Origin of the sequence: Achromobacter denitrificans NBRC 15125, assembly GCF_001571365.1 — a bacterium.
Lineage (GTDB): Bacteria > Pseudomonadota > Gammaproteobacteria > Burkholderiales > Burkholderiaceae_B > Achromobacter > Achromobacter denitrificans.
Genome location: NZ_BCTQ01000027.1, coordinates 66,271 through 90,388 on the forward strand (window position 1 = coordinate 66,271; position 24,118 = coordinate 90,388).

The 24,118-nt window shown below is 66.4% G+C and carries 25 protein-coding genes; 15 read left to right on the top strand and 10 right to left on the bottom strand.

Going from position 1 to position 24,118, the window contains the following annotated elements:
• Window positions 1-23 precede the first annotated feature (23 nt).
• From ADE01S_RS21185 to ADE01S_RS21225, 9 genes are all read left to right on the top strand, one after another.
• Entirely contained in the window at window positions 24-1,226 is a 1,203-nt protein-coding gene (locus ADE01S_RS21185; RefSeq protein ID WP_087881337.1) for an ABC transporter substrate-binding protein, read from the top strand.
• An 89-nt stretch (window positions 1,227-1,315) separates the two neighbouring features.
• Window positions 1,316-2,230, top strand: coding sequence for a branched-chain amino acid ABC transporter permease (locus ADE01S_RS21190; protein WP_075873212.1), 915 nt, complete (start codon window positions 1,316-1,318; stop codon window positions 2,228-2,230).
• Window positions 2,227-3,996 carry a branched-chain amino acid ABC transporter ATP-binding protein/permease gene (locus ADE01S_RS21195; protein WP_062683726.1) on the top strand — a complete coding sequence of 590 codons (1,770 nt, stop codon included), beginning with the start codon at window positions 2,227-2,229 and terminating at the stop codon, window positions 3,994-3,996. Before ADE01S_RS21190 ends, ADE01S_RS21195 begins: the two co-directional genes overlap by 4 nt.
• Window positions 3,997-4,005: 9 nt before the next feature.
• Window positions 4,006-4,728: an ABC transporter ATP-binding protein gene (locus ADE01S_RS21200; protein WP_062683727.1), complete on the top strand. Its 723-nt coding sequence runs from the start codon at window positions 4,006-4,008 to the stop codon at window positions 4,726-4,728.
• A 13-nt stretch (window positions 4,729-4,741) separates the two neighbouring features.
• On the top strand, window positions 4,742-5,932 hold the full coding sequence (locus tag ADE01S_RS21205; RefSeq protein WP_062683728.1) for a CaiB/BaiF CoA transferase family protein: 1,191 nt from the start codon (window positions 4,742-4,744) through the stop codon (window positions 5,930-5,932).
• A gap of 11 nt (window positions 5,933-5,943) precedes the next feature.
• A complete protein-coding gene (locus tag ADE01S_RS21210) occupies window positions 5,944-6,885 on the top strand; it encodes a hydroxymethylglutaryl-CoA lyase (RefSeq protein WP_062683750.1) in 942 nt (313 codons plus the stop codon).
• A 64-nt stretch (window positions 6,886-6,949) separates the two neighbouring features.
• Window positions 6,950-7,735 carry a 2-oxo-tetronate isomerase gene (gene otnI, locus ADE01S_RS21215; protein ID WP_062683729.1) on the top strand — a complete coding sequence of 262 codons (786 nt, stop codon included), beginning with the start codon at window positions 6,950-6,952 and terminating at the stop codon, window positions 7,733-7,735.
• A 113-nt stretch (window positions 7,736-7,848) separates the two neighbouring features.
• Window positions 7,849-8,829, top strand: a complete 981-nt coding sequence (locus ADE01S_RS21220) for a Bug family tripartite tricarboxylate transporter substrate binding protein (RefSeq protein ID WP_062683730.1) — start codon at window positions 7,849-7,851, stop codon at window positions 8,827-8,829.
• A gap of 124 nt (window positions 8,830-8,953) precedes the next feature.
• Window positions 8,954-9,529: a hypothetical protein gene (locus tag ADE01S_RS21225; protein ID WP_062683731.1), complete on the top strand. Its 576-nt coding sequence runs from the start codon at window positions 8,954-8,956 to the stop codon at window positions 9,527-9,529.
• Between the two features lie 39 nt (window positions 9,530-9,568).
• Here the strand turns inward: ADE01S_RS21225 and ADE01S_RS21230 are convergent, their stop codons facing one another.
• Entirely contained in the window at window positions 9,569-10,474 is a 906-nt protein-coding gene (locus ADE01S_RS21230; RefSeq protein ID WP_075873211.1) for an EamA family transporter, read from the bottom strand.
• A gap of 45 nt (window positions 10,475-10,519) precedes the next feature.
• Complete coding sequence (locus ADE01S_RS21235; RefSeq protein WP_082775866.1) at window positions 10,520-11,161, bottom strand: LysE family translocator; 642 nt, start codon at window positions 11,159-11,161, stop codon at window positions 10,520-10,522.
• Between the two features lie 192 nt (window positions 11,162-11,353).
• Here ADE01S_RS21235 and ADE01S_RS21240 point away from each other — a divergent pair, with 192 nt between their 5' ends.
• Window positions 11,354-11,824 (top strand): Lrp/AsnC family transcriptional regulator, encoded by a 471-nt coding sequence (locus ADE01S_RS21240; protein WP_062683732.1) that lies wholly within the window; start codon window positions 11,354-11,356, stop codon window positions 11,822-11,824.
• Here ADE01S_RS21240 and ADE01S_RS21245 read toward each other — a convergent pair.
• Both ADE01S_RS21245 and ADE01S_RS21250 read right to left on the bottom strand, forming a co-directional pair.
• Window positions 11,811-12,800 carry a tripartite tricarboxylate transporter substrate binding protein gene (locus ADE01S_RS21245; protein WP_062683733.1) on the bottom strand — a complete coding sequence of 330 codons (990 nt, stop codon included), beginning with the start codon at window positions 12,798-12,800 and terminating at the stop codon, window positions 11,811-11,813. The two genes, ADE01S_RS21240 and ADE01S_RS21245, sit on opposite strands and share 14 nt — an antisense overlap.
• Window positions 12,801-12,962: 162 nt before the next feature.
• Entirely contained in the window at window positions 12,963-13,886 is a 924-nt protein-coding gene (locus ADE01S_RS21250; RefSeq protein WP_062683734.1) for a LysR family transcriptional regulator, read from the bottom strand.
• A gap of 169 nt (window positions 13,887-14,055) precedes the next feature.
• Between ADE01S_RS21250 and ADE01S_RS21255 the strand changes: the two genes are divergently transcribed.
• The 4 genes from ADE01S_RS21255 (at window position 14,056) to ADE01S_RS21270 (ending at window position 16,995) form a co-directional block, all read left to right on the top strand.
• Complete coding sequence (locus tag ADE01S_RS21255; protein WP_062683735.1) at window positions 14,056-15,225, top strand: M20 aminoacylase family protein; 1,170 nt, start codon at window positions 14,056-14,058, stop codon at window positions 15,223-15,225.
• 172 nt (window positions 15,226-15,397) lie between these two features.
• Complete coding sequence (locus ADE01S_RS21260) at window positions 15,398-15,925, top strand: DUF4142 domain-containing protein (protein WP_062683736.1); 528 nt, start codon at window positions 15,398-15,400, stop codon at window positions 15,923-15,925.
• The gene (locus ADE01S_RS21265) at window positions 15,918-16,286 is read left to right on the top strand and encodes a cupredoxin domain-containing protein (protein ID WP_242663367.1); all 369 of its coding nucleotides are present in this window, start codon (window positions 15,918-15,920) and stop codon (window positions 16,284-16,286) included. Before ADE01S_RS21260 ends, ADE01S_RS21265 begins: the two co-directional genes overlap by 8 nt.
• 19 nt (window positions 16,287-16,305) lie before the next feature.
• Window positions 16,306-16,995 carry an RNA polymerase sigma factor gene (locus tag ADE01S_RS21270; RefSeq protein WP_062683738.1) on the top strand — a complete coding sequence of 230 codons (690 nt, stop codon included), beginning with the start codon at window positions 16,306-16,308 and terminating at the stop codon, window positions 16,993-16,995.
• A 29-nt stretch (window positions 16,996-17,024) separates the two neighbouring features.
• Here ADE01S_RS21270 and ADE01S_RS21275 read toward each other — a convergent pair whose 3' ends face one another.
• The 6 genes from ADE01S_RS21275 to ADE01S_RS21300 all read right to left on the bottom strand — a co-directional run bounded on the left by ADE01S_RS21275 (window position 17,025) and on the right by ADE01S_RS21300 (window position 23,477).
• Entirely contained in the window at window positions 17,025-19,145 is a 2,121-nt protein-coding gene (locus ADE01S_RS21275) for a copper-transporting P-type ATPase (RefSeq protein ID WP_207554415.1), read from the bottom strand.
• Window positions 19,146-19,249: 104 nt separating this feature from the next.
• On the bottom strand, window positions 19,250-19,504 hold the full coding sequence (locus ADE01S_RS21280) for a DUF2933 domain-containing protein (RefSeq protein WP_062683739.1): 255 nt from the start codon (window positions 19,502-19,504) through the stop codon (window positions 19,250-19,252).
• A 5-nt stretch (window positions 19,505-19,509) separates the two neighbouring features.
• Complete coding sequence (locus tag ADE01S_RS21285) at window positions 19,510-19,878, bottom strand: hypothetical protein (protein WP_062683740.1); 369 nt, start codon at window positions 19,876-19,878, stop codon at window positions 19,510-19,512.
• Between the two features lie 108 nt (window positions 19,879-19,986).
• Window positions 19,987-21,726: an ABC transporter ATP-binding protein gene (locus ADE01S_RS21290; protein WP_242663366.1), complete on the bottom strand. Its 1,740-nt coding sequence runs from the start codon at window positions 21,724-21,726 to the stop codon at window positions 19,987-19,989.
• Between the two features lie 198 nt (window positions 21,727-21,924).
• Complete coding sequence (locus tag ADE01S_RS32180) at window positions 21,925-22,611, bottom strand: nucleotidyl transferase AbiEii/AbiGii toxin family protein (RefSeq protein WP_254241596.1); 687 nt, start codon at window positions 22,609-22,611, stop codon at window positions 21,925-21,927.
• A gap of 188 nt (window positions 22,612-22,799) precedes the next feature.
• Window positions 22,800-23,477, bottom strand: a complete 678-nt coding sequence (locus tag ADE01S_RS21300) for a DUF6088 family protein (RefSeq protein WP_062683741.1) — start codon at window positions 23,475-23,477, stop codon at window positions 22,800-22,802.
• A 205-nt stretch (window positions 23,478-23,682) separates the two neighbouring features.
• On the opposite strand from ADE01S_RS21300, the gene ADE01S_RS31340 reads away from it, so the two are divergent.
• A partial coding sequence (locus tag ADE01S_RS31340) for a helix-turn-helix domain-containing protein (protein WP_167543427.1) occupies window positions 23,683-24,118 on the top strand: 436 nt, incomplete at its 3' end.

The window sequence follows — 24,118 nt, forward strand, 5'->3', positions numbered from 1 at the left end:
CCAGTGATCCAGAAGGAGACAACGTGAGCATCAAACACTTCCCCAAGACGATGAAGGCCCTGCTGGTGGCGGCGGCGCTGGCGGGCGCCAGCGGCGCGGCGCTGGCCGACGACATCAAGATCGGCTTCAACAGCGACATGTCGGCCACCGGCTCGGCGGACTTCGGCATTTCGGCGCTGGCCGGCGCGCGGCAGGCCGCCGACGAATTGAACGCGGCGGGCGGGGTGCTGGGCAAGAAGGTCGTCATCGTCGAGCGCGACGACGTGGGCGCGCCGCCCAAGGCCATCCAGAACACCAACGAACTGGTCGACAACGTCAAGGTCAACGCCATGCTGGGCGGCGTGAACTCGGGCAATATGCTGGCCTGGCTGCACATCGTGCAGCAGAAGAAGATCCCGACGATCTCGCCCGTGGCCACCGCCACCGACATCACCGGCCGCTACGCCAAGTCGCCGCCGAACTACGTGTTCCGCGTGTCCATGCGCGACCGCGACCAGATCGCGCTGCTGGCCGCCTACGCCGCCCGCGCCAGCAAGACCGGCAAGATCGCCATCATCGCCGACACCACCGGCTACGGCCAGCAGGGCGCCAAGGACGCGGTCGAGATCCTGGGCCTGCACAAGATCACGCCGGTGGCCAACGAGAAGTTCGGTCCGAAGGACACGGATATGTCGTCGCAGCTGAACAAGATCAAGAGCTCGGGCGCCGATACGCTGATCGTGTACGCGCTGGCCGACTCCAACGCGCACGTCATGCGCAGCCTGGAGAAGATCAACTACTTCCCGACCACGCTGGCGTCCTGGGCGAACCTGAGCTCGCCGTTCCTGCGCATCGCCGGTCCGGAACTCGCCAAGAAGATGATCTTCACGGCGTCCATCACGGAAGACTCGTCGCCGGAATCCAAGGCCCTGTACGACACCCTGATGAAGCGCGACGGCCGCCTGCCGACCTACGTGATGGCCGCCCAGGCCTACGACTCGGTCAAGCTGATCGCCGCCGCCATGGAACAGGCCAAGTCGACCGACGGCGAGGCCGTGCAGGGCGCGCTGCAGACCCTGGCGCAGGCCAAGGGCGTGATCAAGACCTACCAGCAGCCGTTCTCGGCCGACAACCACGAAGCGCTGTCGGTGAAGGACTTCCGGCTGGTGCGCTGGATCGACGGCAAGGTGGTGTCGGTGGACGACGAGTTCACTCGCGCGATTACGCCGGACGACCTGAAGCTGTAAATCAGCCGGCCAGCGCCGAGCATCGATAAGGATCTCTCCCCGGGGCGTCGCGACGCCTTCGGGGAGTCGTCAAAAGGGGGGCATCCAGCATGCAAATACTACAAGCCATCTTGAGCGGATTGGCCATGGGCAGCGTCTACGCCCTGGTCGCGTTCGGGTTCAGCATTACCTACACCACGACCAAGACGTTCAACTTCGGACAGGGCGCGTTCCTGGCGCTGGCCGGCCTGATCGGCATCAGCGCAATCCTGCTGGTCACCCAGGGCAAGCTCATCGGGTTTCCCAATCCCGAGGACGTCACCTGGGGCACCTTCCTGTTCGCCCTGCTGGCCGCCATGCTGGTACTGAGCCTGCTGGGCTACGTGCTCTACATCACCGCCATCCGCCATTTCGTCGGCGAGGCGGGCTTGTCGTGGGTCATGAGCACGATCGGCTTCGGCATCATCATCCAGAACCTGGCGCTGCTGATCTGGGGCCCCGCGCCCATCGCGCTGGCTTCGCCGCTGGGCGAGGGCATCATCACGATCTTCGGCACGGGCGTCCGGCCCCAGGAGATCCTGGTATTCGGGACCACGCTGGCGCTGATGATTGTTTTCGACTGGGCGTTGCACAAGACGAAGATGGGCAAGGCCGTGCGCGCGGTGGCGTTCAGCAAGACCACCGCCAGCCTGATGGGCATCAACGCCAACGCCGTGGCGGTGGCGGTCTTCGCCATCAGTTCGGCCCTGGCCGCGATCGCCGGCGTGATGGTGGCGCCGATCGCGACCGCTTCCGTATTCGTCGGTACGCTGCTGTCGCTCAAGGCCTTCTCGGCCGCCATCCTGGGCGGCCTGGAAAATCCGCGCGGCTGCATCTTCGGCGGCTTCCTGATCGGGCTGCTGGAGTCGCTGATCGGCCTCTGGTATTCGAACCTGCGCGAGATCGCGGTGTTCGCGCTGATCATCGTGGTGCTGTATTTCCGCCCGGCCGGCATCCTCGGCCGCGTGCATGCGGAGAAAGTATGAAGCTCTCCAAAATCTTCGTTCCCCTCGTCATCGCCGCGCTGGTGGTGGGCTTCGCCTATTCCGGCCTGAATGACTTCTATCTGCTGATCCTGTTCAACATCGGGGTCTATTACATCGCCGCGACCGGCTTCAACATCCTGGTCGGGCAGACCGGCCAGAAGTCGCTGGGCCATGCCGGCCTGTTCGGCGTGGGCGCCTATACGGTGGCGCTGCTGACCGTGAACTACCAGGTCGATCCCTGGCTGGCGCTGGCTTGCGCGGCGGTGGTGTCGGCCATTTTCGGCGTGGTGATCGCGATCCCCGCGCTCAAGGTGAAGGGGCCGAGCCTGGCCATGGTGACGATCGCCTTCGGCCTGCTGATCGAGAAAATCGTGTCCGAATGGACCGAGGTGTTCAAAGGGCAGGAAGGCTTCTACGGCATCACCGGCCTGACTTTCAACGGCGCCACGCTGGACGGCCGCCAATGGGTCGTGGTGGTGGTGGCGATCGGCCTGGCGCTGCATGCCATGACCTCCCTGTTGCTGAACGGGCGTTTCGGCCGCGGCTTCGCCGCCGTGCGCACGTCGGAAATCGCGGCCGAGAGCGTGGGCATCAGCGTCTACCGCTTCAAGATCCTGGCCTTCGCCATCAGCGCCATCACCTGCGGCATCGCCGGCGGCCTGGTGGCGCAGCAGAACCAGTACATCAACTCCGACTTCGTGAACTTCAACCTGTCGGTGTTCTTCCTGGTGCTGGTGCTGTTCGGCGGCCGCACGCCGGGCGGCTCGTTCCTGGGCGCCGTGGTGCTGACGGTGATCGACGCCATGCTGGCGCGCTGGCCCGAGGTGCAGCATTTCGCCTACGGCCTGATCCTCCTGTTCGCGCTGTACGCCATGCCCGAAGGGCTGGCGGGCCTGCTGGCGAAGGTGCTGCCCAAGCGCGGCCTGCGCGCGGCCCTGGCCGCCGAGGCGCGCCCCGACGACTGGAAGCCGGCGCCTCCCGCCGCGCGCGGCGCCCGCGGGGCGGCCGGGTTCCTGGAAGTGAAGGACCTGTACAAGGCATTCGGCGGCGTCGTTCCCACCAACAAGGTGTCGTTCGCGCTGGAGCAGGGATCCGTCGTGTCGTTGATCGGGCCCAACGGCGCCGGCAAGACCACCACGCTGAACCTGCTGTCGGGCCTGGTGGTGCCGGACGCCGGCAGCATCCGCTTCAAGGGCCGGCAGCTGGTGGGCCAGTCGCCCAACGAGATCGCCGCCTCCGGCATCGGCCGCACGTTCCAGAACCTCAAGCTGTTCGACGGCCTGAGCGCGCTGGAGAACGTGATGGTGGGTTTCTACCGGGTGCAGAAGTCGAGCTTCGTGTCCAACCTGCTGGGCCTGCCCGGCAGCCTTGAGGAAGAGCGGCGCATCCGCCGGCAGGCCTTCGGCATCCTGAAGTTCTTCGAACTGGACCGTTATGCCGACGACGCCGCCAACAGCCTGCCCTACGGCCTGCAGCGCCGCCTGGAGATCGCCCGCGCCGTGGCGGCCATGCCCGACCTGCTGTTGCTGGACGAGCCCGCCGCCGGCCTGAACCCGGCCGAGACGGACCAGCTCACCGATCTGATCGTGAAGCTCAAGGACATGGGCCTGACCATCCTGCTGATCGAGCACCACATGGACCTGGTCATGGCGATTTCCGACCACATCGTCGTGCTGGACTACGGGGTGAAGATCGCCTCCGGCTTGCCGAACCACATCCAGGAGAACCCGAAAGTCATCGAGGCCTACCTGGGCGCGCCCGCATAGGAGACGGCAATGAGCCGATTACTGGACATCAAGAACCTGGCGGTCAGCTACGGCGCCGTCAACGCCCTGAAGCAGGTGTCGCTGCACGTGGACACGAACGAGATCGTGACCATCATCGGCGGCAACGGCGCGGGCAAGAGCACGATGATGCGCGCGCTGTCGGGCATCGAGAAATCCACGGGCGAGATCGCGTTCGCCGGCCAGGACCTGGGCGCCATCAGCGCGCACAAGCGCGTCGGGCTGGGCATCGCGCACGTGCCCGAGGGACGCCAGGTGTTCCCGGACCAGAGCGTCTACGACAACCTGATGCTGGGCGCGTTCCTGCGCACGGAGTCGCCGGCGGAACTGGCCGGCGAGATCGAAAGCTGCTTCGCGATGTTCCCGCGCCTGAAAGAGCGCCGGGACCAGTACGCGGGCACGCTGTCGGGCGGCGAGCAGCAGATGCTGGCCATCTGCCGCGCCCTGATGAGCAAGCCGCGCATCCTGATGCTCGACGAGCCGTCCCTGGGCCTGGCGCCGCTGATCGTGGCCGAGATCTTCAAGATCATCAAGTCGCTGAAAGAGCGCGGCATGACGATCCTGCTGGTCGAGCAAATGGCCAATCAGGCGCTGGCGATCTCGGATCGCGCCTATGTCCTGGAAGTGGGCTCCATCGTGATGGAGGGCACCGGCCAGGAATTGTTGGCCAGCGAGCGCGTGCGCGAGGCCTATCTCGGAAAACACAAGAGCTGACGACGAGGCAATCATGTCATCCAAACCATTGAACGGAATCCGAGTGCTGGAGCTGGGCCAGCTGATCGCCGGCCCGTTCGCCGCCAAGATGCTGGGCGAATTCGGCGCCGAGGTGATCAAGATCGAACCGCCCGGCAAGGGCGATCCGCTGCGCAACTGGCGCCTGCTCCATGACGGCACCTCCGTCTGGTGGCAAGTGCAGTCGCGCAACAAGAAGTCGGTCAGCCTGGACCTGCGCAAACCCGAGGCGCAGGACCTGATCCGCGCCCTGGTCAAGGACATCGACGTGGTGGTCGAGAACTTCAAGCCGGGCACCATGGAAGGCTGGGGCCTCGGCTGGGAGGAGTTGCGCGCGATCAACCCGCGGCTGGTGATGCTGCGCGTGTCCGGCTACGGCCAGACCGGCCCGTACCGCGACCTGCCCGGCTTCGGCGCCATCGGCGAGGCCATGGGCGGCCTGCGCCACCTGAGCGGGGAACCCGGCCGCACGCCCGTGCGGGTGGGCATTTCCATCGGCGACTCGCTGTCGGCGCTGCATGGCGTGATCGGCATCCTGCTGGCGCTGCGCGCGCGCGACCAGAACGGCACCGGCCAGATGATCGACGTGGCGCTGTACGAGTCCGTCTTCAACATGATGGAGAGCCTGCTGCCGGAGTACGCCGTGTTCGGCGAGATCCGCCAGCCGGCCGGCAGCAGCCTGCCGGGCATCGCGCCCAGCAACGCCTACCGTTGCCAGGACAACAAGTACGTGCTGATCGCGGGCAACGGCGACAGCATCTTCAAGCGCCTGATGGGCGTGATCGGGCGCCCCGACCTGGCCGAGGCGCCCGAGCTGGCGAACAACGCCGGGCGGGTGAAGCACGTGGTCATGCTGGACGACGCCATCTCGGCGTGGACGGGCCAGCATCCGTTGGACGTGGTGCTCGGCCGCCTGAACGACGGGCAGATCCCCGCCGGCAAGATCTACGACGTGGCCGATATCGCGGAAGACCCGCATTACCAGGCGCGCGGCATGATCCTGGACGGCGCGCTGCCCGACGGCACCCCCGTCAAGCTGCCGGGCATCGTGCCCAAGCTGTCGGACACGCCGGGCGAGGTGCGCAGCGCCGCGCCCGCCCTGGGGCAGGACACCGACGAAGTGCTCGCCGGCCTGGGCATCGGCGAGGCGCAGCGCGACGATTGGCGCGCGCGCGGCATCATCTGAAGGGAACGACCATGACCGGACCGAACACGAACGGCAAGAAGCTGTACATCCAGGAGGTCGCGCCGCGCGACGGCTTCCAGAACGAAAAGCAGTTCATCGAAACCCAGGACAAGATCGCCTTCATCAACCAGCTGTCGCGCAGCGGCTTCGCCAAGATCGAGGCGACCTCGTTCACCTCGCCGAAGGCGATTCCCGCGCTGCGCGACGCCGAGATCGTGATGCACGAGATCGAGCGCAATCCGGACGTCGTCTACACCGTGCTGGTGCCCAACGTGCGTGGCGCGCAGCGGGCGCTGGAGTGCAAGGTGGACGAGGTCAACCTGGTGATGTCCGTCAGCGAGACCCACAACCGCGTCAATCTGCGCATGACGCGCGAGCAGTCCTTCGAGCAGCTGAGCGACGTGGTCAGCGCGGTGCGCGGCAGCCGCGTCGCCGTGAACGTCTCCCTGTCCACGGTATTCGGCTGCCCCATGGAAGGCGACATCAACGCGTTCGAGGTGTTCGAGCTGGTGGGGCGCTTCGCCGCGCTGGGAGTCGACGGGGTGACGCTGTGCGACACCACGGGCATGGCCTATCCGACGCAGGTGGAGAAGATCGGCCAGGAAGTGCGCAGGCTGTTCCCCGGCCTGACGACCACCATGCACTTCCACAATACGCGCGGCATGGCGCTGGCCAACACGCTGGCGGCGATCGCGGCGGGCATCGACCGCTTCGACGCTTCGCTCGGCGGACTGGGCGGCTGCCCCTACGCGCCCGGCGCCAGCGGCAACGTCTGCACCGAGGACCTGGTGCACATGCTCGAACTGATGGGCTACGACACGGGCGTGGACCTGCCGGGCATCCTGGGCGTGTCGGCCACGTTGCCCGCGCTGGTCGGGCACGACATCCCCAGCCAGATCCTCAAGGCCGGTCCGCGCCTGACCCTGCATCCGGCGCCCGACTTCGGCGGCTGAGGCCGGGCGGCGGCCCCGGCGGTTGTGCTACTTTCCTGGCATGCCGCCCGGCCTGGAGCCCGCCATGTTGAAGTTCGCCGCCAATCTTTCGATGATGTACCCCGAGCACGCGTTCCTGGACCGCTATGCGGCGGCCGCGGCGGACGGCTTCGCGGGCGTGGAATGCATGTTCCCCTACGAGGCCCCGGCCGCTTTCGTGCGCGAGCGCATGGACGCGGCGGGCGTGGCGCAGGTGCTCTTCAACGCGCCGCCGGGCGTCGTCGGCCGGGGCGAACGCGGCCTGGCCGCCTTGCCTGGCCGCCAGGAAGAATTCCAGGCGGGGATCGAGCAGGCGCTGTCCTACGCGACCGCGCTGGCTTGCCCGAACGTCCATGTGATGGCGGGCCTCGTGCCGGACGGCGCGTCGCGCCAGGCCATGCTGGACTGCTATCGCGAAAACCTGGACTGGGCCGCGCGCCAGGCCCGCTCGGCCGGCGTCACCTTGCTGATCGAGCCCATCAACCCGCGCGACATCCCCGGTTATTTCCTGAACCGCCAGGACGAGGCGCACGCCGTCGTGCAGGCGGTCAACGCGCCCAACCTGAAAGTGCAGATGGACCTGTACCACTGCCAGATCGTCGAGGGCGACGTCACCGCCAAACTGCGCCAGTACCTGCCCACCGGCCGGGTCGGCCATCTGCAGATCGCGGGCGTGCCGCTGCGCCAGGAGCCGGACCGGGGCGAGCTGGACTACGGCTGGGTGTTCGGCGTGCTGCGTGAATTGCAGTATGGCGGCTGGATCGGCTGCGAATACCGTCCGGCCGGCGCCACCTCGTCCGGCTTGCGCTGGCTGGCCGCGGCCCGCGCCTGACCGGCGCCGATGCCGCGGCCCGGCTTCCTCCTTCTCCGTGCTTTCCCCGTGTTCCCGGTTCACGCAAATATAGTTAATATGTTAAGTAAATACGAACGCGAGGAGACCGCGACATGTTCAAAGGCATAGTGCAGTGCGTGCTGCTGGCGGCGACGCTGGCTGGCGTTTCGGCCGTTCCGGCGCCGGCCGCGGCCGCCGGCTTCCCCGACCGTCCGATCCGCTGGCTGGTTCCGTTCAGCGCCGGCGGCGGCAGCGACATCGCGACCCGCATCGTCGCCAAGCACGTGGGCGATACGCTGGGACAGTCGGTGGTGGTCGAAAACCGCCCCGGCGCCGCCACCATCGTCGCGGCCCAGGAAACCGCCCGCGCCGCGCCCGACGGCTACACGGTGCTGACGGCCGGCATGAGCACGCTGGCGCTCAACCCCTGGCTGTACGCCAAGCTGCCCTACGATCCGCGCAGGGACCTGACCCCGGTTTCAACCCTGGTCTCGCTGCCCATCGTGCTGGTCGTCGCGCCCGATTCCTCGCTGCGCACCCTGGCGGACGTGACCGCCTACCTGAAGCGCGAGCAACCGGGCAGCTATGCGTCCCTGGGCGTGGGGAGCCCCCATCACCTCGCCATGGAACTGTTCCTGGAGACCATCCAGGGCCGGGCCACGGCCATTCCGTACAAGGGCACGCCGCCCGCCCTGCAGGACGTGGCGTCGGGCGTGGTCCCGATGATGATGGCCGACCTGGCCGCCGCGCGTCCGCTGATCCAGGCGGGCCGGCTGCGCGCCATCGCGGTGCCGGCCGCGCAGCGGTCCGGGCAGTTGCCGGACGTGCCGACCTTCGCCGAAGCGGGCGGGCCGGCGTTCGAGGCCGAGGCCTGGCAGGGCGTGGTCGCGCCCGCCGGCACGCCCGCGGAGGTGGTCGAAACCTTGAGCCGGGCCATCGTCCAGGCGCTGCGTTCGCCGGACGTGGTGAAGCTATTGACCCTGCAGGGCATGGAGCCCACCGGCAGTTCGCCGCAGGCCTTCGAGGGCTACGCGCGCGAGGAATACGAACGCTGGGGCGCGGTGATCCGAAGCAAGCGGATCTCGGCGGAGTGAGCGGGCGCGTAACAGCCCGCGCAAGGTGTAACCGGGGCGTTCCCGGCGGCGGCGCGGGCGTACGATAAAGACATGTCTATCCTGCCTGGCCAGGGCCGGCACAGGCCTGGGCAAGGAGTTTGTCATGTCTCTGATCGTAGCAGCCCGATTCGAGGGCTTCGAAGCGGCCCAGGCCGCGGCCGAGCGCCTGTCTTCCAGCGGATTTCCCCACTGGGACATCAATATCTTCTATGTGAATCCGGCGGGCGAGCACGGCCGCTATCCCCTGGGCGGCGACCGCCGTTCCGACCCCGACTCGGGGCGCGCCGACATGGGCGCCTTCCTGGGCGCGGGCGGCATGGGGGCCGGCTTCGCGGTGTTCGGCGGCTTCGTGATGTCGGAGTTGAGCGATTCCACGCCGCTGATCCTGGCGGCGGCGGGGGTGGGCGCCTATCTCGGTTCGCTCTTCGGCGCGCTCTGGGTGACGGGCCACGGCAGCACCCTGCATGGCCACTTCAACCCCGATTCGCACGCCGAAATTCGCCAGGCCGGCGTCATGGTGGCAGTGCGCACGCGTCCGCAGCGTGAAATGCTGGCATGCCGCCTCTTGCGGGATGCCGGCGGCGCCGACGTCGAGCACGCCAACGGCCGCTGGCGCAACAACCATTGGGAAGACTTCGACCCGCTGACTCCCCCGCAGCGGGAAGTCGGTTTCGGCTAGGGTCGAGCGTTGCGCAGGCTTGCCGGGTTGCGCCCGCGCTCAGTCCGGCGCGGGCGTGGGGGCGTTGTTTTGCCGCCGCGCGGTGGCCGCGCAGCCGGCCGACGCCACGATGATGCCGCAGATCGCCAGCCATTGCGTCTTGTCGAGGTGCTCGTTCAACACGATCACGCCCGCCAGCGCGCCCATGGCCGGCTCCATGCTCAACAGTACGCCAAAGGTCTTTTGCGGCAGGCGCTTCAAGGCCACCATCTCCAGCGAATAGGGCAAGGCGCTGGACAGGATGCCGACGGCGATGCCGGCCAGGATCAGCGCGGGGTCCAGCAGGGCGGTGCCGGCGTGCGCCGCGCCGATGGGCAGGGCGACCAGGGTGGCCGCCGTCAGGCCGAGCGAGGTGGCCTGTCCGCCGTGCACGTTGCCGGCCATCTTGCCGAAGATGATGTAGAGCGCCCAGCACACCGCCGCGCCCAGCGCGTAGGCGATGCCCACGGGATCCAGGTCGTGCACCGACTGGCCGGTGGGAATCAGCAGCACCAGGCCCGCCGCGGCGCAGGCGATCCAGACGAAGTCGATGGCGCGCCGCGACAGCGCGACCGCCAGGGTCAGCGGCCCGGTGAATTCGATCGCGATGGCGATGCCCAGGGGCAGGGTGCGCAGGGCCATGTAGAACAGCAGGTTCATGCAGGCCAGCGTCACGCCGTATAGCGCGATCTTGGCGGCGTCGCGGCGGGTCAGGGGAAAGCGCCAGGGGCGCCAGATCGCCAGCAGGATCAGGGCGCCGATGGCGATGCGGTAGGCGGTCGTGCCTTGCGCGCCGACATAGGGGAAGAGCGACTTGGCGAACGAGGTGCCGATGCACAGCGACGCCATCGCGCCGATCAGCGACAGCGTGGGAAGCAGGGTGGACGAGGAAGCGTTGCGTCCGGTGTTCAAGGTGGCGGCGGTCATGGCGGGAAACGGAAATGCGGATAATGGTCGATCGAAGCGGATGGATCAGGCCAGGGTTTCGGCCGTGGAGTAGAGCACATACAGGGCAAGGCCGAGCATGACGGCCCCCAGCAGGCCTTGCTGCATCCGCAGGAACCACGGATTGCGGCCAACCCAGCCGCGGATGCGCGAGGCGCCGTACGCGAAGCAACTGCCGTAGGGCAGGCTGAGCACCTTCATCGTGATGCCCAGCACCAGCATCTGGATCCAGACCGGCCCGTTGTCCGGCGTGGTGAACTGCGGCAGGAAGGCGATCATGAAAAGCAACACCTTGGGATTGAGCAGGTTCGTCATGAAACCCTGCCAGAACGCGTCGCGGGCATCGCCCGGGCGCGCGGCCAGCGACACCTCGTCCGACCGGGCGCAACGGAGGATGGCCTTGATGCCCAGGTAGCCCAGATACAGGCCGCCGGCCGCCTTGATGCCCACGAACAGGGTGGGAAAGGCCTGCAGCACCGAGGCCAGCCCCAGCACTACCGCCGGCACCTGGATGAATCCGGCGGCGACGTTGCCGAGCACGCTGTGGAAGGCGGGCCGGAAGCCCTGGGTCATGCCCCGGGAAAGCGTCAGCGCCATGTCGGGGCCGGGCGTGAGCTTGAGCGCCGCGTCGGCGGCGAGAAATAGCAGGAAAAGCTGGAGTGACGGCATGATACGGGGAGGCGGTCTGCCCGCGGCGCGGGCAGAGGGCTCCCAGTGTAAGCAAGCCGGCTGAATAATTCCTGCATCCCGGGGCGGGCGGATGAAGTTTCCCGTCGAAATGGGGCCGGATTCCACCGCCAGCCGGCTTAGAATCGGTGGACAGGCCTGCCCCGCCGGCATCCAGCACGTTCCGAGACCCTTATGGAACTAGACGATTTCGACCTCCAGATCCTGCAAAGCATGCAGGAAGACAATCAGCGCACCAGCCAGGACGTCGCGCAGCGCGTGAACCTGTCGCCGGTGTCCTGCCTGCGCCGCATGAAGCGGCTGCGCGAGTCCAAGGTGGTGCTGGGCGACGTATCCGTCGTCGACCCGGCCGCCGTCGGGCGCGGGATCATGATGGTCGTGCTGGTGACCCTGGAAAGCGAGCGCGCCGACAAGCTGGACCATTTCAAGCGCGCGATGCAGGCGGCGCCGGAGATCATGCAGTGCCTGTCGGTCACCGGCGAGGTCGATTTCGTGCTGACCCTCACCATGCGGGACATGGACGAGTACGAGGTGTTCGCACAGCGGCATTTCTGGGGCGACCCCAACGTCAAGCGCTTTTCCACCCTTATCGTGCTGAACCGGGCCAAGCACGGGTTGGGGGTGCCGGTGGCTACATCGGCTTGAGTCCCAGTTCCTGGATCATCTCCCGGTATTTGGCGATCTGGGCCGCCGCGTAGGCGTCGGCATCCAGCTGGCTCATGGGTTGCAGCAGCAGGCGGCCCTCGGCTTCCATCCGTTGGCGCAGGTCGGGCTGTCCCAGGGCATAGCCCACCGCGCGATGCAAGACGGCCACCTCCGCGGCCGGGGTGTCTTGGCGCACGTAGTAGCCCCCGGCGATCGTATAGACGAAACTCGGAATCGTCTTGCTTTGCGAAATCAGCGGTATCCGAGAAAGCGGCGCGGGCAGCCTGTCGGAGAAACTGGTCAGGATTTTCAACTGCTGCTGTGCCGCCATTCCTTCCATTGCCTGTTGATACGGCAGGACGGCGAAGTCGACCTGGCGCCCGATCAGGTCCTGCAGCGCCGGCGCGCCGCCGCGATAGGGAACGTGCAGGAACTCCGCGCCCACGCGCCGCCCCAGGTACTCGGTCATGATGTGATACAGGGAGCCCACGCCGACGCTGGCAAAGGTAAGGGGGCGGGCGCCAGGCCGCTTGGCGTAGGCGATGAATTCATCGACGTCCGACACCGGCAGGTCGGCGCGCGCCAACAGCACGATGGTCGCTTCGCTGATGGGCTGGGTCAGGCGGAAATCCTCGGGCTTGTAATGAGCCGCCGCGTTCAGGAACGGGCTGAGAATGACCTCGTTGGGAGATCCGTGCAGGAAGGTATAGCCATCGGGAGGGCTGCTCAGGACCCGGCGCGCGCCCAGCATGCCCGCCCCGCCGCCCACGTTCTCCACCACGACCTGCTGCTTCAGTGCCTTGGCGATGTGCACGCCGAACTGCCGCGCCGAGGCGTCGCTGGCGCCGCCGGCCGGGTAGGGGACGATCAGGCTCAGCGGCTTCCTGGATGGGTAGTCCTCGGCGCGCGCCAACGGCGCGGCGGCGAACGCCGCGAGGAAGAGAGCGGCCACCCGGGCCGGTAGATTCCAACGCATGCTGCATCTCCCTTGTCATGTCTGTTTGAAGGCAGCCGGCCGTCGCGCCGGACTGTGCCGTGCAGTCTAGGCAGTGGCGTTTGCCGGCATCAATGACGGACTGGGGATCGGATCAATGTGAAATCTGCAACGATGGGCGGGGCCGGCGCAGGAGAGCGCGGCTCAGGCGCCGAGGGACTCCAGGGTGGGAAACGTCTTCAGGATATGCAGCAGCATGCTGGCGGTCGCGGGCGGCAGATGGCGGCCCGCCAAGCTGATGACATGGGTGCGGCTGTTGTTCAGGATGGGATTCGCCAAAGGCAGTGAAACCATCTGGCGGAATTGCGGGCCCTTCAGCGGCATCGACAGCGGATTCACGACATAGCCCAGTCCCTGGCTCGCGAATTCCCACAGGATCTTGAAGGAATTGGTCAGCAGCGCGGGTCGGAGCTTGACATTCTCGTCCAGCTCCGCCGCCTGGATGTGCTGGCGCACGCCGAACGATTCGTCCATAGCGGCCCAGCCGTGAGGAGCGAGGTCCGATAGCCGCAAGGCCCGGCGCGTGCGCGCCAGCGGATGGTCCTTGTGGACATGGACGCGCATCGGCGCGGCGCGCGAATAGTGCGAACGCAGCCGCACGTCGTTCGGTGGCTGGAAGGCTAGCGCGATCTGCGCGCGTTCTTCGACGATGCAGCGCACGGTTTCATTGGTGCCGGCCACGTGGATGCTGTAGGTGATGTCGGGATGCTTGCGCACGAACGACAGCAGGACGGGCTCCAGCAGCATATCCACGAAGCCCTCGCCCAGCGCGAGCTCGACGTGACCCCGCGTAGCGCTCTTCAGGTCGTTGACTTCGGCGTAGAAGGACTCGTTCAGGTTTTGCTGCCGCCGGGCGAACAGGGCCACCAGTCGCCCGGCGTCCGTGGGCACGACTCCCCGGCCACGGCGTTCCAGCAAGGTCAGCCCCGTGTCCGCTTCCAGCCGGGCGACGGCTCGGCTTATCGCGGAGGGGTCGGTTTGCAGGACGTCGGCCGCGGCGCGTAATGAGCCGGTCTCGATGACTTGCAGCAGACATTGCGTCCGCTTGAATTCCAAAACGTTGTCCATCCTTGCATACCCTCGCCGCGGTTTCGGTGCCTGCCTTGGGCGCCGGCAAGCGAACGTTGCAAAAATCGCATCGATAAGGCGTGATTGTTGCTATCGAGTTTGTACCCGCGCTTGTCTATAGTCGGAAGTCGTATTTCCCCGAAGGCCCCATTTATGGAGACATCGCCTCATGGCCACCACCGTATCCCCCATCGGCACGGAATTGCTGCGCAAAATGCGCGACTGGCGCCGCGATATCCACGCGCATCCGGAAACGGCATTCTGCGAATTTCGTACCTCCGATCTGGTCGCGCGGGAGTTGGCGCAGGTGGGGGTGGTGGTGCATCGCGGCCTGGGCGGTACGGGCGTAGTGGGGACGCTGGCGCGGGGTGAGGGGCCGGTGATCGGTCTGCGCGCCGATATGGACGCGCTGGACATGCAGGAGTTGGGCGAGGCGACGCATCGTTCGACGATTGCCGGAAAAATGCACGGGTGCGGCCACGACGGCCATACCGCCATGCTGTTGGGCGCGGCCCACCACCTGGCCGGCGATACGGGGTGGCGGGGCACCTTGCACTTCATTTTCCAGCCCGCGGAAGAGCACGCGGGCGGCGGCCTGGCGATGGTGCGGGACGGCCTGTTCGAAAAATTCCCCTGCGACGCCGTGTATGCGCTGCACAATTCGCCCAACCTGCCGTTCGGCGTGGTGTCGACGCGGGTGGGCACCGTCATGGCCAACTGCGATACCTACGAGATCACCGTGACCGGCAAGGGTTGCCATGCCGCGCAGCCCGAACACGGCGTCGACCCCATCGTGGCGGCGGCGCAGGTCGTGAGCGCGATGCAGACCATCGTCAGTCGGAACGTGAAGGCGACCGATGCGTTGGTGCTGAGCATTACGCAGATCCATGCGGGCGATACCTGGAACGTCGTGCCCAACAGCGTGCTGTTGCGGGGCAGTTGCCGAACGCTGACCGCGGCAACGCGCGATCTGGCGGAGCGCCGGCTGCGCGAGGTGTGTGCGGGCGTGGCCACCACGTCGGGCGCCGCGATCGGGGTGGAGTATTTCCGCGGCTATCCGGCTTGCGTCAATACAGAGGCCGAAGTGCGATTGGCCGCCCGCGCCGCGGCGCGGGTGGTGGGGGCGGAGCAGGTGGATACGGCCTGCGTGCCGCGCATGGGGTCGGAAGACTTCGCCTACATGCTGGAGCAGCGGCCCGGCGCTTATGTGTTCGTGGGAGCCGCCCGCGCGGGCGACAACCCTCCCGTGCATAACCCGTACTACGATTTCAACGACGACATCCTGCCGTTGGGCGCTCGCTACTGGGTCGAGCTCGTGAGAGAAGCCATGCCTGCGTGAGCGGCGCCCATTCTGGCCCCCGGGGCAGGCCGAAGGCGCGGCCGTTCCGGCGCAATGACGGCATCCGCCGGAACGCGGCGCCGGATCGTGACATCCAACTCCATATGCAAGCGGTATTTCGCGCCATTCCGGCGCACCGGTACGCCTGCATCCATCGTTTTGGGGGGATGAAATGAAAGCGATCCAGACAACATGGTTCTGCGCCCTGGTCCTGGCCGGCGCCAGCGCGTTCGCGCACGGCAACGGCCCGACGGATCCGCAGATCGCGGCCATCGTCGTGGTGGCCAACCAGGTCGACGTCGATGCCGGCAAGCTGGCGGAGCAGAAGTCACGGACCAAGGACGTCCAGGAGTTCGCCAGGCTGATGGTGACCGACCATACGGCCGTGAACCAGTCCGCGGGCGAGCTGGTCAAGAAGCTGAAGGTCACGCCCGAGGCCAATCCGACCAGCGAAAGCCTGCAACAGGGCGGCGACAAGAACCTGGCCACGCTCAAGGGCTTGAGCGGCGCCGCGTTCGACAAGGCCTACGTCGACCACGAGGTGGCCTACCACGAGGCGGTGATCCAGGCGCTGGATACCACCCTGATCCCCGGCGCGCACAATGCCGAGCTGAAGGCGCTGCTGGTCAAGGTGCGGCCGGCCTTCATCGCGCACCTGGAGCATGCCAGGCAGCTGCAGAAGAGGCTCGGCGGTGGCTAGGCCGGCCTGGCTCGCGGCATGGCGACGCGCCGGCGCCGCCACGCTCTGCGCGGGCCTGATCCTGGCCGGCGCGCCGGCGCGCGCCGCGGACGATCCGCCCGGCGCCCGGGCGGCCGCCCATACCGTGACCATCGAGGGCATGCAGTTCACCCCGGCCGCCTTGTCCGTGCGGCGCGGCGACAAGGTCACCTGGGTCAACAAGGACCTGGTGCCCCACACGGCCACCGCGCTGTCGCGCGCGTTCGATTCCGGGGCCATCGCGGGCGGCGCGTCGTGGACCTACACTGTGGGCGAGGCGGGCACCATCGCATATACCTGCCTGTTCCATCCGACCATGCAGGGAACCCTGGTTGCGCAGTGACGAGGCGGAGGTTGGGCTGATGACGACAGCGGCGGCGCCGGCGGCAACGCAGGCCGAAGAGAGTGACATGGCGCTCGCGCGCCGCATCGCGGCGGGCGAGGCCGCCGCGTTCGAGTCGATGATGCGCCGCCACAACCGGCGGCTCTACCGTCTGGCGCGGGCGACCCTGCGCAACGACGCCGACGCCGAAGACGCCCTGCAGGACGCGTACCTGGCGGCGTACCGCCACATGGACCGGTTCCGCGGCGAGGCCTCGCTGTTCACGTGGCTGTCGCGATTGGTGCTCAACCAGTGCTTCGGCCGGATGCGCAAGCAGGGGCGCCGCGAGGCGTTGCTTCCCATGGCCGGGAACACTGAGGACGAGGCTGACGCGATGACCACCAACGACTTCGATCCGCCTTTCCATGCCGCGGCCCGCTCGCAGCTGCGCGCCTTGCTGGAGGCGCGGCTGGACGCCTTGCCGGTCGCCTTCCGGACCGTATTCGTGATGCGCTCGGTGGAGGAATTGTCCGTGGAGGAAACGGCGCATTGCCTGGGCATTCCCGAGGCGACGGTGCGCAGCCGCCACTTCCGCGCCAACGCGCTGCTGCGCGAGTCCCTGTCGCGCGATATCGACGTGACCGAGAAGAGCCTGTTCGAGTTCGACGGCGACGACTGTGACCGGATGGTCGCGACGACGCTGGCGCGCCTGAAGTCGGAAGGCGGCTGAGCGGCACGGCCCGGTGGCCGTCCGCTCGCCTACTTGGCGCCCCGCAGCCGCAGCGCGTTGAAGATCACCGAGGCCGAGCTCAGGCTCATGGCCAGCGCCGCTATCATCGGCGACAGCAGCCACCCCGTGAACGGATAGAGCAGGCCGGCGGCGATCGGCACGCCGATGCCGTTGTAGATAAAGGCGAACATCAGGTTCTGCCGCATGTTGCGCACCGTGTCGATGGAGATCTGGCGCGACACGGCGATGCCGCGCAGATCGCCCTTGATCAGCGTGACCTGCCCGCTGTGCATGGCCACGTCGGTGCCGGTGCCCATCGCCACGCCCACGTCGGCGCGGGCCAGGGCGGGCGCGTCGTTGATGCCGTCGCCCGCCATCGCCACCACGCGGCCGTCGCGCTGCAGCGTTTCCACCAGGGCCAGCTTGTCGGAAGGCTTGACCTCGCCGTGCACCTCGTCGATGCGCAGCGCGGCGCCGACGGCCTTGGCGGTCGTCAGCCCGTCGCCCGTGGCCATTACGATCCGCAAGCCGCTGTCATGGAGGCTCTGGATGGCCTCGCGCGTGCTGGCCTTGATGGGGTCGGTCACCGCCAGGATGCCCGCGAAGGTGCCGTCCACCGCCAGGTGCATGATGCTGGCGCCTTCGCCGCGCAGGCGCTCGCCGTCGGCCCGCAGCGCGTCCACGGATACGCCTTCCTGCTTCATCAAGGCGGTGTTGCCCAGCGCGAGGCGCTTGCCCTCCACCATGCCGCGCACGCCGATGCCGCTGCCGGAATCGAAATCGACTGCCTGGGCCAGCGCCAGGCCCTGGGCGCGGGCAGCCTCGACGATGGCGTCGGCCAGGGGGTGTTCGCTGCCCTGGTCCAGGCTGGCCGCCAAACGCAGCACCTCATCGGGCGTATAGCCCGGCGCCGCGATCGCGGTATCGAAGGCGGGCTTGCCCTCGGTCAGGGTTCCGGTCTTGTCCACGATCAGCGTGTCCACCTCGCGCATTTTCTCGATGGCGCCCGCGTCGCGAAACAGCACGCCCTGCGTGGCCGCGCGGCCCGTGGCCACCATCACGGACATGGGCGTGGCCAATCCCAGCGCGCAAGGGCAGGCGATGATCAGCACCGCCACCGCATTGATCAGCCCATACACCCAGCTGGGTTCCGGCCCGAAGAGGCCCCAAACCACCAGGGTGGAAAGCGCCACCAGCACCACCACGACCACGAACTTGCCCGCCACCACGTCCGCCATGCGCTGCATGGGCGCCTTGGAGCGCTGCGCGGAAGCGACCATCTGCACGATCTGGGCCAGCATGGTGGCGGAGCCGACTTTTTCCGAGCGCATCACCAGCGTGCCGCTGGTATTGAGCGTCGCGCCGATCAGCCTGTCGCCCGCGCGCTTGCTCACCGGTATCGGTTCGCCCGTGAGCATGGACTCGTCCACGTGGACGTGGTTCAGCGGCACGTCCTCCTCGCTGCCGTCGGCGTTGATGCGCCGGGCGGTCTTGGGGGCCAGGCCCAGCAGGGATTTGATGGCGGCCGACGTCTGCGAGCGCGCCTTCAGCTCCAGGATCTGGCCCAGCATGGTCAGCGAAATGATGACCACCGCGGCCTCGAAGTACACCGCCACGCGACCCATCGAGATGAACGTATCCGGAAACGCGTCCGGGGCCAGCGTGGCGACGACGCTGTATATGAAGGCGGCTGCCGTGCCCAGGCTGATCAGCGTCCACATATTGGGGCTGCGGTGCGCGAAGGACTGCCAGCCGCGCACGAAGAACGGCCAGCCCGTCCAGAACACCACCGGCAGCGACAGGACCAGTTCCGTCCAGGACTGGGCCGCCATGTCGAGCCAGCCGAATCGGTGGCCGAACATGGCCAGCGCAGCGATGATGATCGTCAGTGGCAGCGTCCACCAGAAACGGCGCTGGAAGTCCTTCAGTTCGCCATCGTCCTCCGCCTCCAGGGGAATGAGCGGCTCCAGCGTCATGCCGCACTTGGGGCAGCTCCCTGGATGATCCTGGCGGATCTCCGGATGCATGGGGCAGGTGTAGATCGTGCCGGCGGGAACCTCGGCGGGCGTATCGGCGGGCTCGGCCGCCGCCTGCGGCGCCGCGTGGCCGTGGGGTTCCCCGGCCGCGCCGGCGTGACGAGAGTGATTCATACCCATCCCTTTCGAGTGCTGGTGTGATCCTTCGTTTTCCTATTATGCCCAGGCAAGGCGCCCGCGGCGCGGGAATCGGCCGGCGGCCGATTCCTGTGCTTGCATCACTGACCGGTCTTGTCGCCTTGCCCCCGGCCGCCGGAATGTGTTCCGCCGCCATGTCCTTTGTGCATGAACACGTGCATCAGCGGGCACAGCAGCAAGAGCGCATAGGGCCACCATTGCGAGACATGGGCGCGATGCTCGGCCCAGAGAAAGTACCCGGCCATGGCGCCCAGGGCGAGCAGCGCAATCATGTAGGGCGATCGCCAGTAGCTGCCGGCCGCCCTGCGCGGCGAGTCGGCAGGGTGCGCGTTCATGGCGTTCAGCCCTTGGTTGCCGGAGGCGCCGCGGCCGGCGCGTCACCCGCCGGCGTTTTCATCGACTCCATCATCTGGCGGCAGCCCTGCATGTCGGCGCCGTCGGCGGGCATGGACTTCATATGGTCGGCCATCAGCGCCTGGCGTTCTTCCGGGGTCTGGGCGGCAGCCATCTTCTGGTGCATGCCGCTCATGGCCTGCATGTTCTTCATCATCCCGCCCGGCACCATCGGCGCGGCCGCGGCAGGCGCGCTCGCCGGGGCTTGCGCGGGGTGATGGGTGACATGATCGCCGCTCGCGGCCCGCGCCTGGGCCGCGCCGATCATTCCCAGGCTCAACGCGCATGCGCTGAACAAGGCTGTCAGGGTCTTCATGGTCAGCTCCTTACTGTGGTCTGGAAAGCGATGGACTCCAGTGTGGATGACTGACGGGGGCGGGGAGGTTACGCGTGGATTACATTTTTGTAATGTCGGGATGGGTTTTCAGGGCTTGTGCCGGGCCAGGATCTCGTCGCGCGGCCCCGCATCCACCACGCGCCCGGCTTCCATCACCACGATGGTGTCGAAGCGGCTGAGCAGGCTGGGCCGGTGCACCGAGGCCACGATGCACGCCGAGGGGAACGCGGCATACATGCGATCGAACACCCGGCCTTCGGCTTGCGGGTCCAGCGCGCTGGTGGGTTCATCCAGCAGCAGCAGAGAACTGCCTTGCGCCGCCAGCGCCCCGCGCGACAGGGCCAGGCGTTGCCGCTGCCCGCCGGACAGATTGCTGCCTCGTTCGTTCACCGGGCTATCCAGGCCGCCGGGCATGCGTTGCAGCACTTCGTCGAACACACCGGTATGCACGGCGGCTTGCAGTGCCGCGGCATCGGCGGGCTCGCCGAAGGTCAGGTTCTCCTGCACGCTGGCTTCGAAGACTTCGGCTTCCTGCGGAATCAGCGTGGCCAGCGTGCGCAGTTCGGCCCAGTTCACCGGCTTGCCGTCCCGCAGCAGTTCGCCCTGCAGCGGCGGGTAGAGCCCGGCGAGCATGCGAAGCAGTGTGCTTTTGCCGCCGCCGCTGGCGCCGATCAGCGCGACGCGCGAGCCGCGGCGCAACACCAGGTCGACCCCATGCAGGCCGCCGCGTCCTTCCCCCGAATAGCGCCAGGTGGCGCCGCGCAGTTCCAGGGTCTGCCACGGCGCGTCGGGTTGCACGGCGGGCACCGCGGCCGCGGGATCGCCGGGGGCCTGCCAGATGGGCTCGGCGCTGCTGTAGTCGGTGTGCATGCGCGAGAAACTCTGGAAATTGGAGGCGATGGCGCTGACCACCGACGCGGCCTGCTGGGCGTACTGATAGATCATGAAGATGGTGCCCAACAACAAGGCCTGCCCGGGTTCTCGGTGCCGCAGCACGTACTCCACCACGAGGATCCAGGTGAGGCACATGCCCGCCAGGTCCACCACGCACCACTTGACCTCGTTGACCCACAGGGCGCGGCGCAACGGCTTCATGACCGTTTCCAGGCGGCGGCCCAGGATTTTGCGCGAGGCGGCCTGCAGGCGCAGGCCGATCACGGTGCCGGCATTGCTAACGAAGTCGAGCAGCGCCGCGACGTAGCGGCGTTCCTGGTCGTTCTCGGAGCGGGCCAGCCGCATCAGCGCCAGGTCGAAACGCAGCGTGACGAGGGCGATGATCAGGTAGCCGCTGACCGCGATGATGCCGCTGACATGGGACAGCAAGGTCAGCGCCACCAGCGGGCCGATGAAGTTCAGGGCGCTGTGCAGGTATCCGTACATGCCCCGGGCAAAGGCCGACAGGGCGCGGCTGGACTGCAGCACGCGGTGCTGCAGGTCGCCGGAATGCCGGCCGTCGCGCCAGGTCAGGGGGGCGGCGGCGATGCGGGCATAGAGGTCGTCGGCCAGCCGTTCCCGCACCCGCACGCCGACGTTGCCTTCCAGGACGCGGCCCGGGCCGTGGAACACCCACGACATCATGTAGCTGCCCACGAGGAACAGGATCCAGAGGCCGGCTGTCGGCATGTCGTTCTGCTGCAGGGCATTGATGGCATGGGAGGCCAGCCAGGGCAGCGTCAGCTTGACCAGTTGCGCGCCCGACAGCAGCGCGACGGCGCCCATCAGTTGCCGGCGCGCGCCTTCGGCGTAGCGCCAGAGGGCGCGATACAGCACGAGCGCCGCGCGGCCCATGCCGAGGGAGGAAGAGGGGGAAGAGGAATCGGGCTTCATCGCGAGACGTGTTCCTCCGGTGCGTTCAAGCGGGATTCCAATGTTTCGATGGCATGGATTACGTCGTCGATGGCAGGCAGCGTTCCAAAGATCATCCCACTCATTGCCGTGTAGTCGCGTGTAAGGGCTTCACGCATTGGGTGTGATAGTGCCAAGGTGAAGGTGCCATGCGCTGCTGTGTCCAGCCCCAGGTCGGCGCTACCGAAGAACAGTCGGGCATGTCGCGTACAGTCTTGCGCCAGTCCATGATTCGTCTGCCATGTCACCGCATCCGGGTGTTGCAACAAACGGAAGAGGTCGTAGTAATGCCGCGAGACACGCTGCCCCCCCCTGGCGTAGTTGTCCTCGGCGATCGTGCCATTGGCGTAGTCCATGCAGGATGATGATCTTGTCCCAGAAAGTACGTTCGGGTTTGACCGTCGTGACATTGCGCACCGACATGTCGAGGCCGGGCAGATCATCGGCGATGTAGGGTGTGATGGTGGCCGCTTCGTGTGGATCCAGTGCCGATTTGGCGCCTGCCTCGATCTTCACCGCCGAGCGGATGTAGTCGTTCGTTGTGACGGTCACGGCGGGATACCAGAACAGCAATGTCTGGTGGTCGGGATCGTGAGGGTCCAGGTCTAGGCGGCAGCGGTGCGCGGGCATGATCCGCGCCGCAGTCTCGTATAGTTGTGGAGCCATGCGTTCGGTGATGTACTGATGGCAAGCGGTACGGATGCGATCCAGGTGGATGCGCCGCTGCCTGCCGCTCAAGGCATCTAGATACGTGGCTTCTATCGGTTCGCCGATGTCCTGGCGGAACACGGTGATGTCGATGTCTTCCGAAAATCTGGAAATCAACCCGAAGGCTTTGGACAGCGACGTACCTCCCTTGAACAGCAACCGAGGGCTATTGGGAGGCAAGCCGTTGAATAAAGCGTGCAGCGTCCAGCATACCCAGAAGTCCTTTTCGACATTCTGAACTGCTGTTCCCAGGCGGCTAGCCGCTGCTAGGAACAGGCCGCGTCGTTCATCGTCGTCTGCCTGGATGATCGTATTGAAATGCGAGTTTATGGCAAATTTCGGTGCGCTTACGATTCGAGATGTGGGATGGTTTCTGAGGTATCGAGTTCACCGATCTGCGGATCGCAGCCTGGTAACTTGCGGATGATGGCCTGCATCCATGCTGGCAGCGTGTTGAAGCCCGCCAATAGATCTTGACGAATGGAATTACCCAGCGCGGGGTCGTCTAGCAACTCGGACAGTCGCCTGATGATACGCATTTGATCCGCTGGCAAGGTATCTTTGAGCCAGTGCAGCGCCTGTACGACGCGCATGGCTGGCCGGCCAGCCCAATACAGACGGCTGGGAGCGGTCTGCTTGAACTGGATCATCAGTTTGTCCAGCTGGATGGCGCGTCGGCGCGCATCGGTGTGGATGGTGACGTGAGCAGGCACGGCATCGGTCAAGCCCAGATCGTTGGCGGCGGTCATGCCATCGACCAATAGACGAAGTTGATCGCGTCGGGCAATCGCATCAACCACCGCGCGGTAGTCGGGAGGGGCAGCTTTCCTAGTCAGGCTGTTTATCCTGGGCCGGTCATATAGACCTCGGTCGATACGACGCAATTGGCCTGCTGCGACCAGACGCTGTAGTGCCTTGTCCACGGCAGCGCGTCCGCCGAGATGGGCGAAGTCGGTTGGCACCCATACCTCGTTGAGAGTAGCCGCGTTCATGTGGTCAATGATTTGAGATTTGACATTGTTCATGAATACATCCTTGTCCGAAATTTGTAGTTCTTTTTCGGACAATCGGCAAGTCTGTCCGAAATTTGTAGTTTTTTTTCAGACAAGATGTTGGAACTCGATCCTAGGCGTTTTGGATCGGTACCTTGGAAGACCCTGCGTGTCGAATTGCCGCATGTACCAATTCCTCCTGTTTATACGTATAATATACGTATAAACAGGAGGAATGATGAAGATCGCGCTCAAACAATACAGGGTCAAAGCGGGGCTAACCCAGGCAGCGCTGGCGAAAGCCGTTGGCGTCTCACAACCCAACTATCAACGTTGGGAAAGCGGTGCCGCTCCTGTGCCGAACGACAAACTCAAGAAATTGGCCAAGGTGCTGAGAACGAGCGTGGATGCTTTGCAGGGCACCCATCCGGCGATCAAGACGAGCCTATATGGCCGTTCCGTTCACGAGGATCTGAGCTATTACGGCGAGGTTGCCATTCATTTTCATGGAGGAGGCAAGGCCATCTTGCTGTCTATCTCTGATGGGGCATTCTCGCGCCTTCATCGGGATCTTCAAGTTGGAGCGGCATTCGTCTGTGTCGAGAGCTTGGCAAACCAGATGGTCATTATCCGTAGGCAAGCCATTAGCGATCTGTATTTCTCGAGTGAGGCTT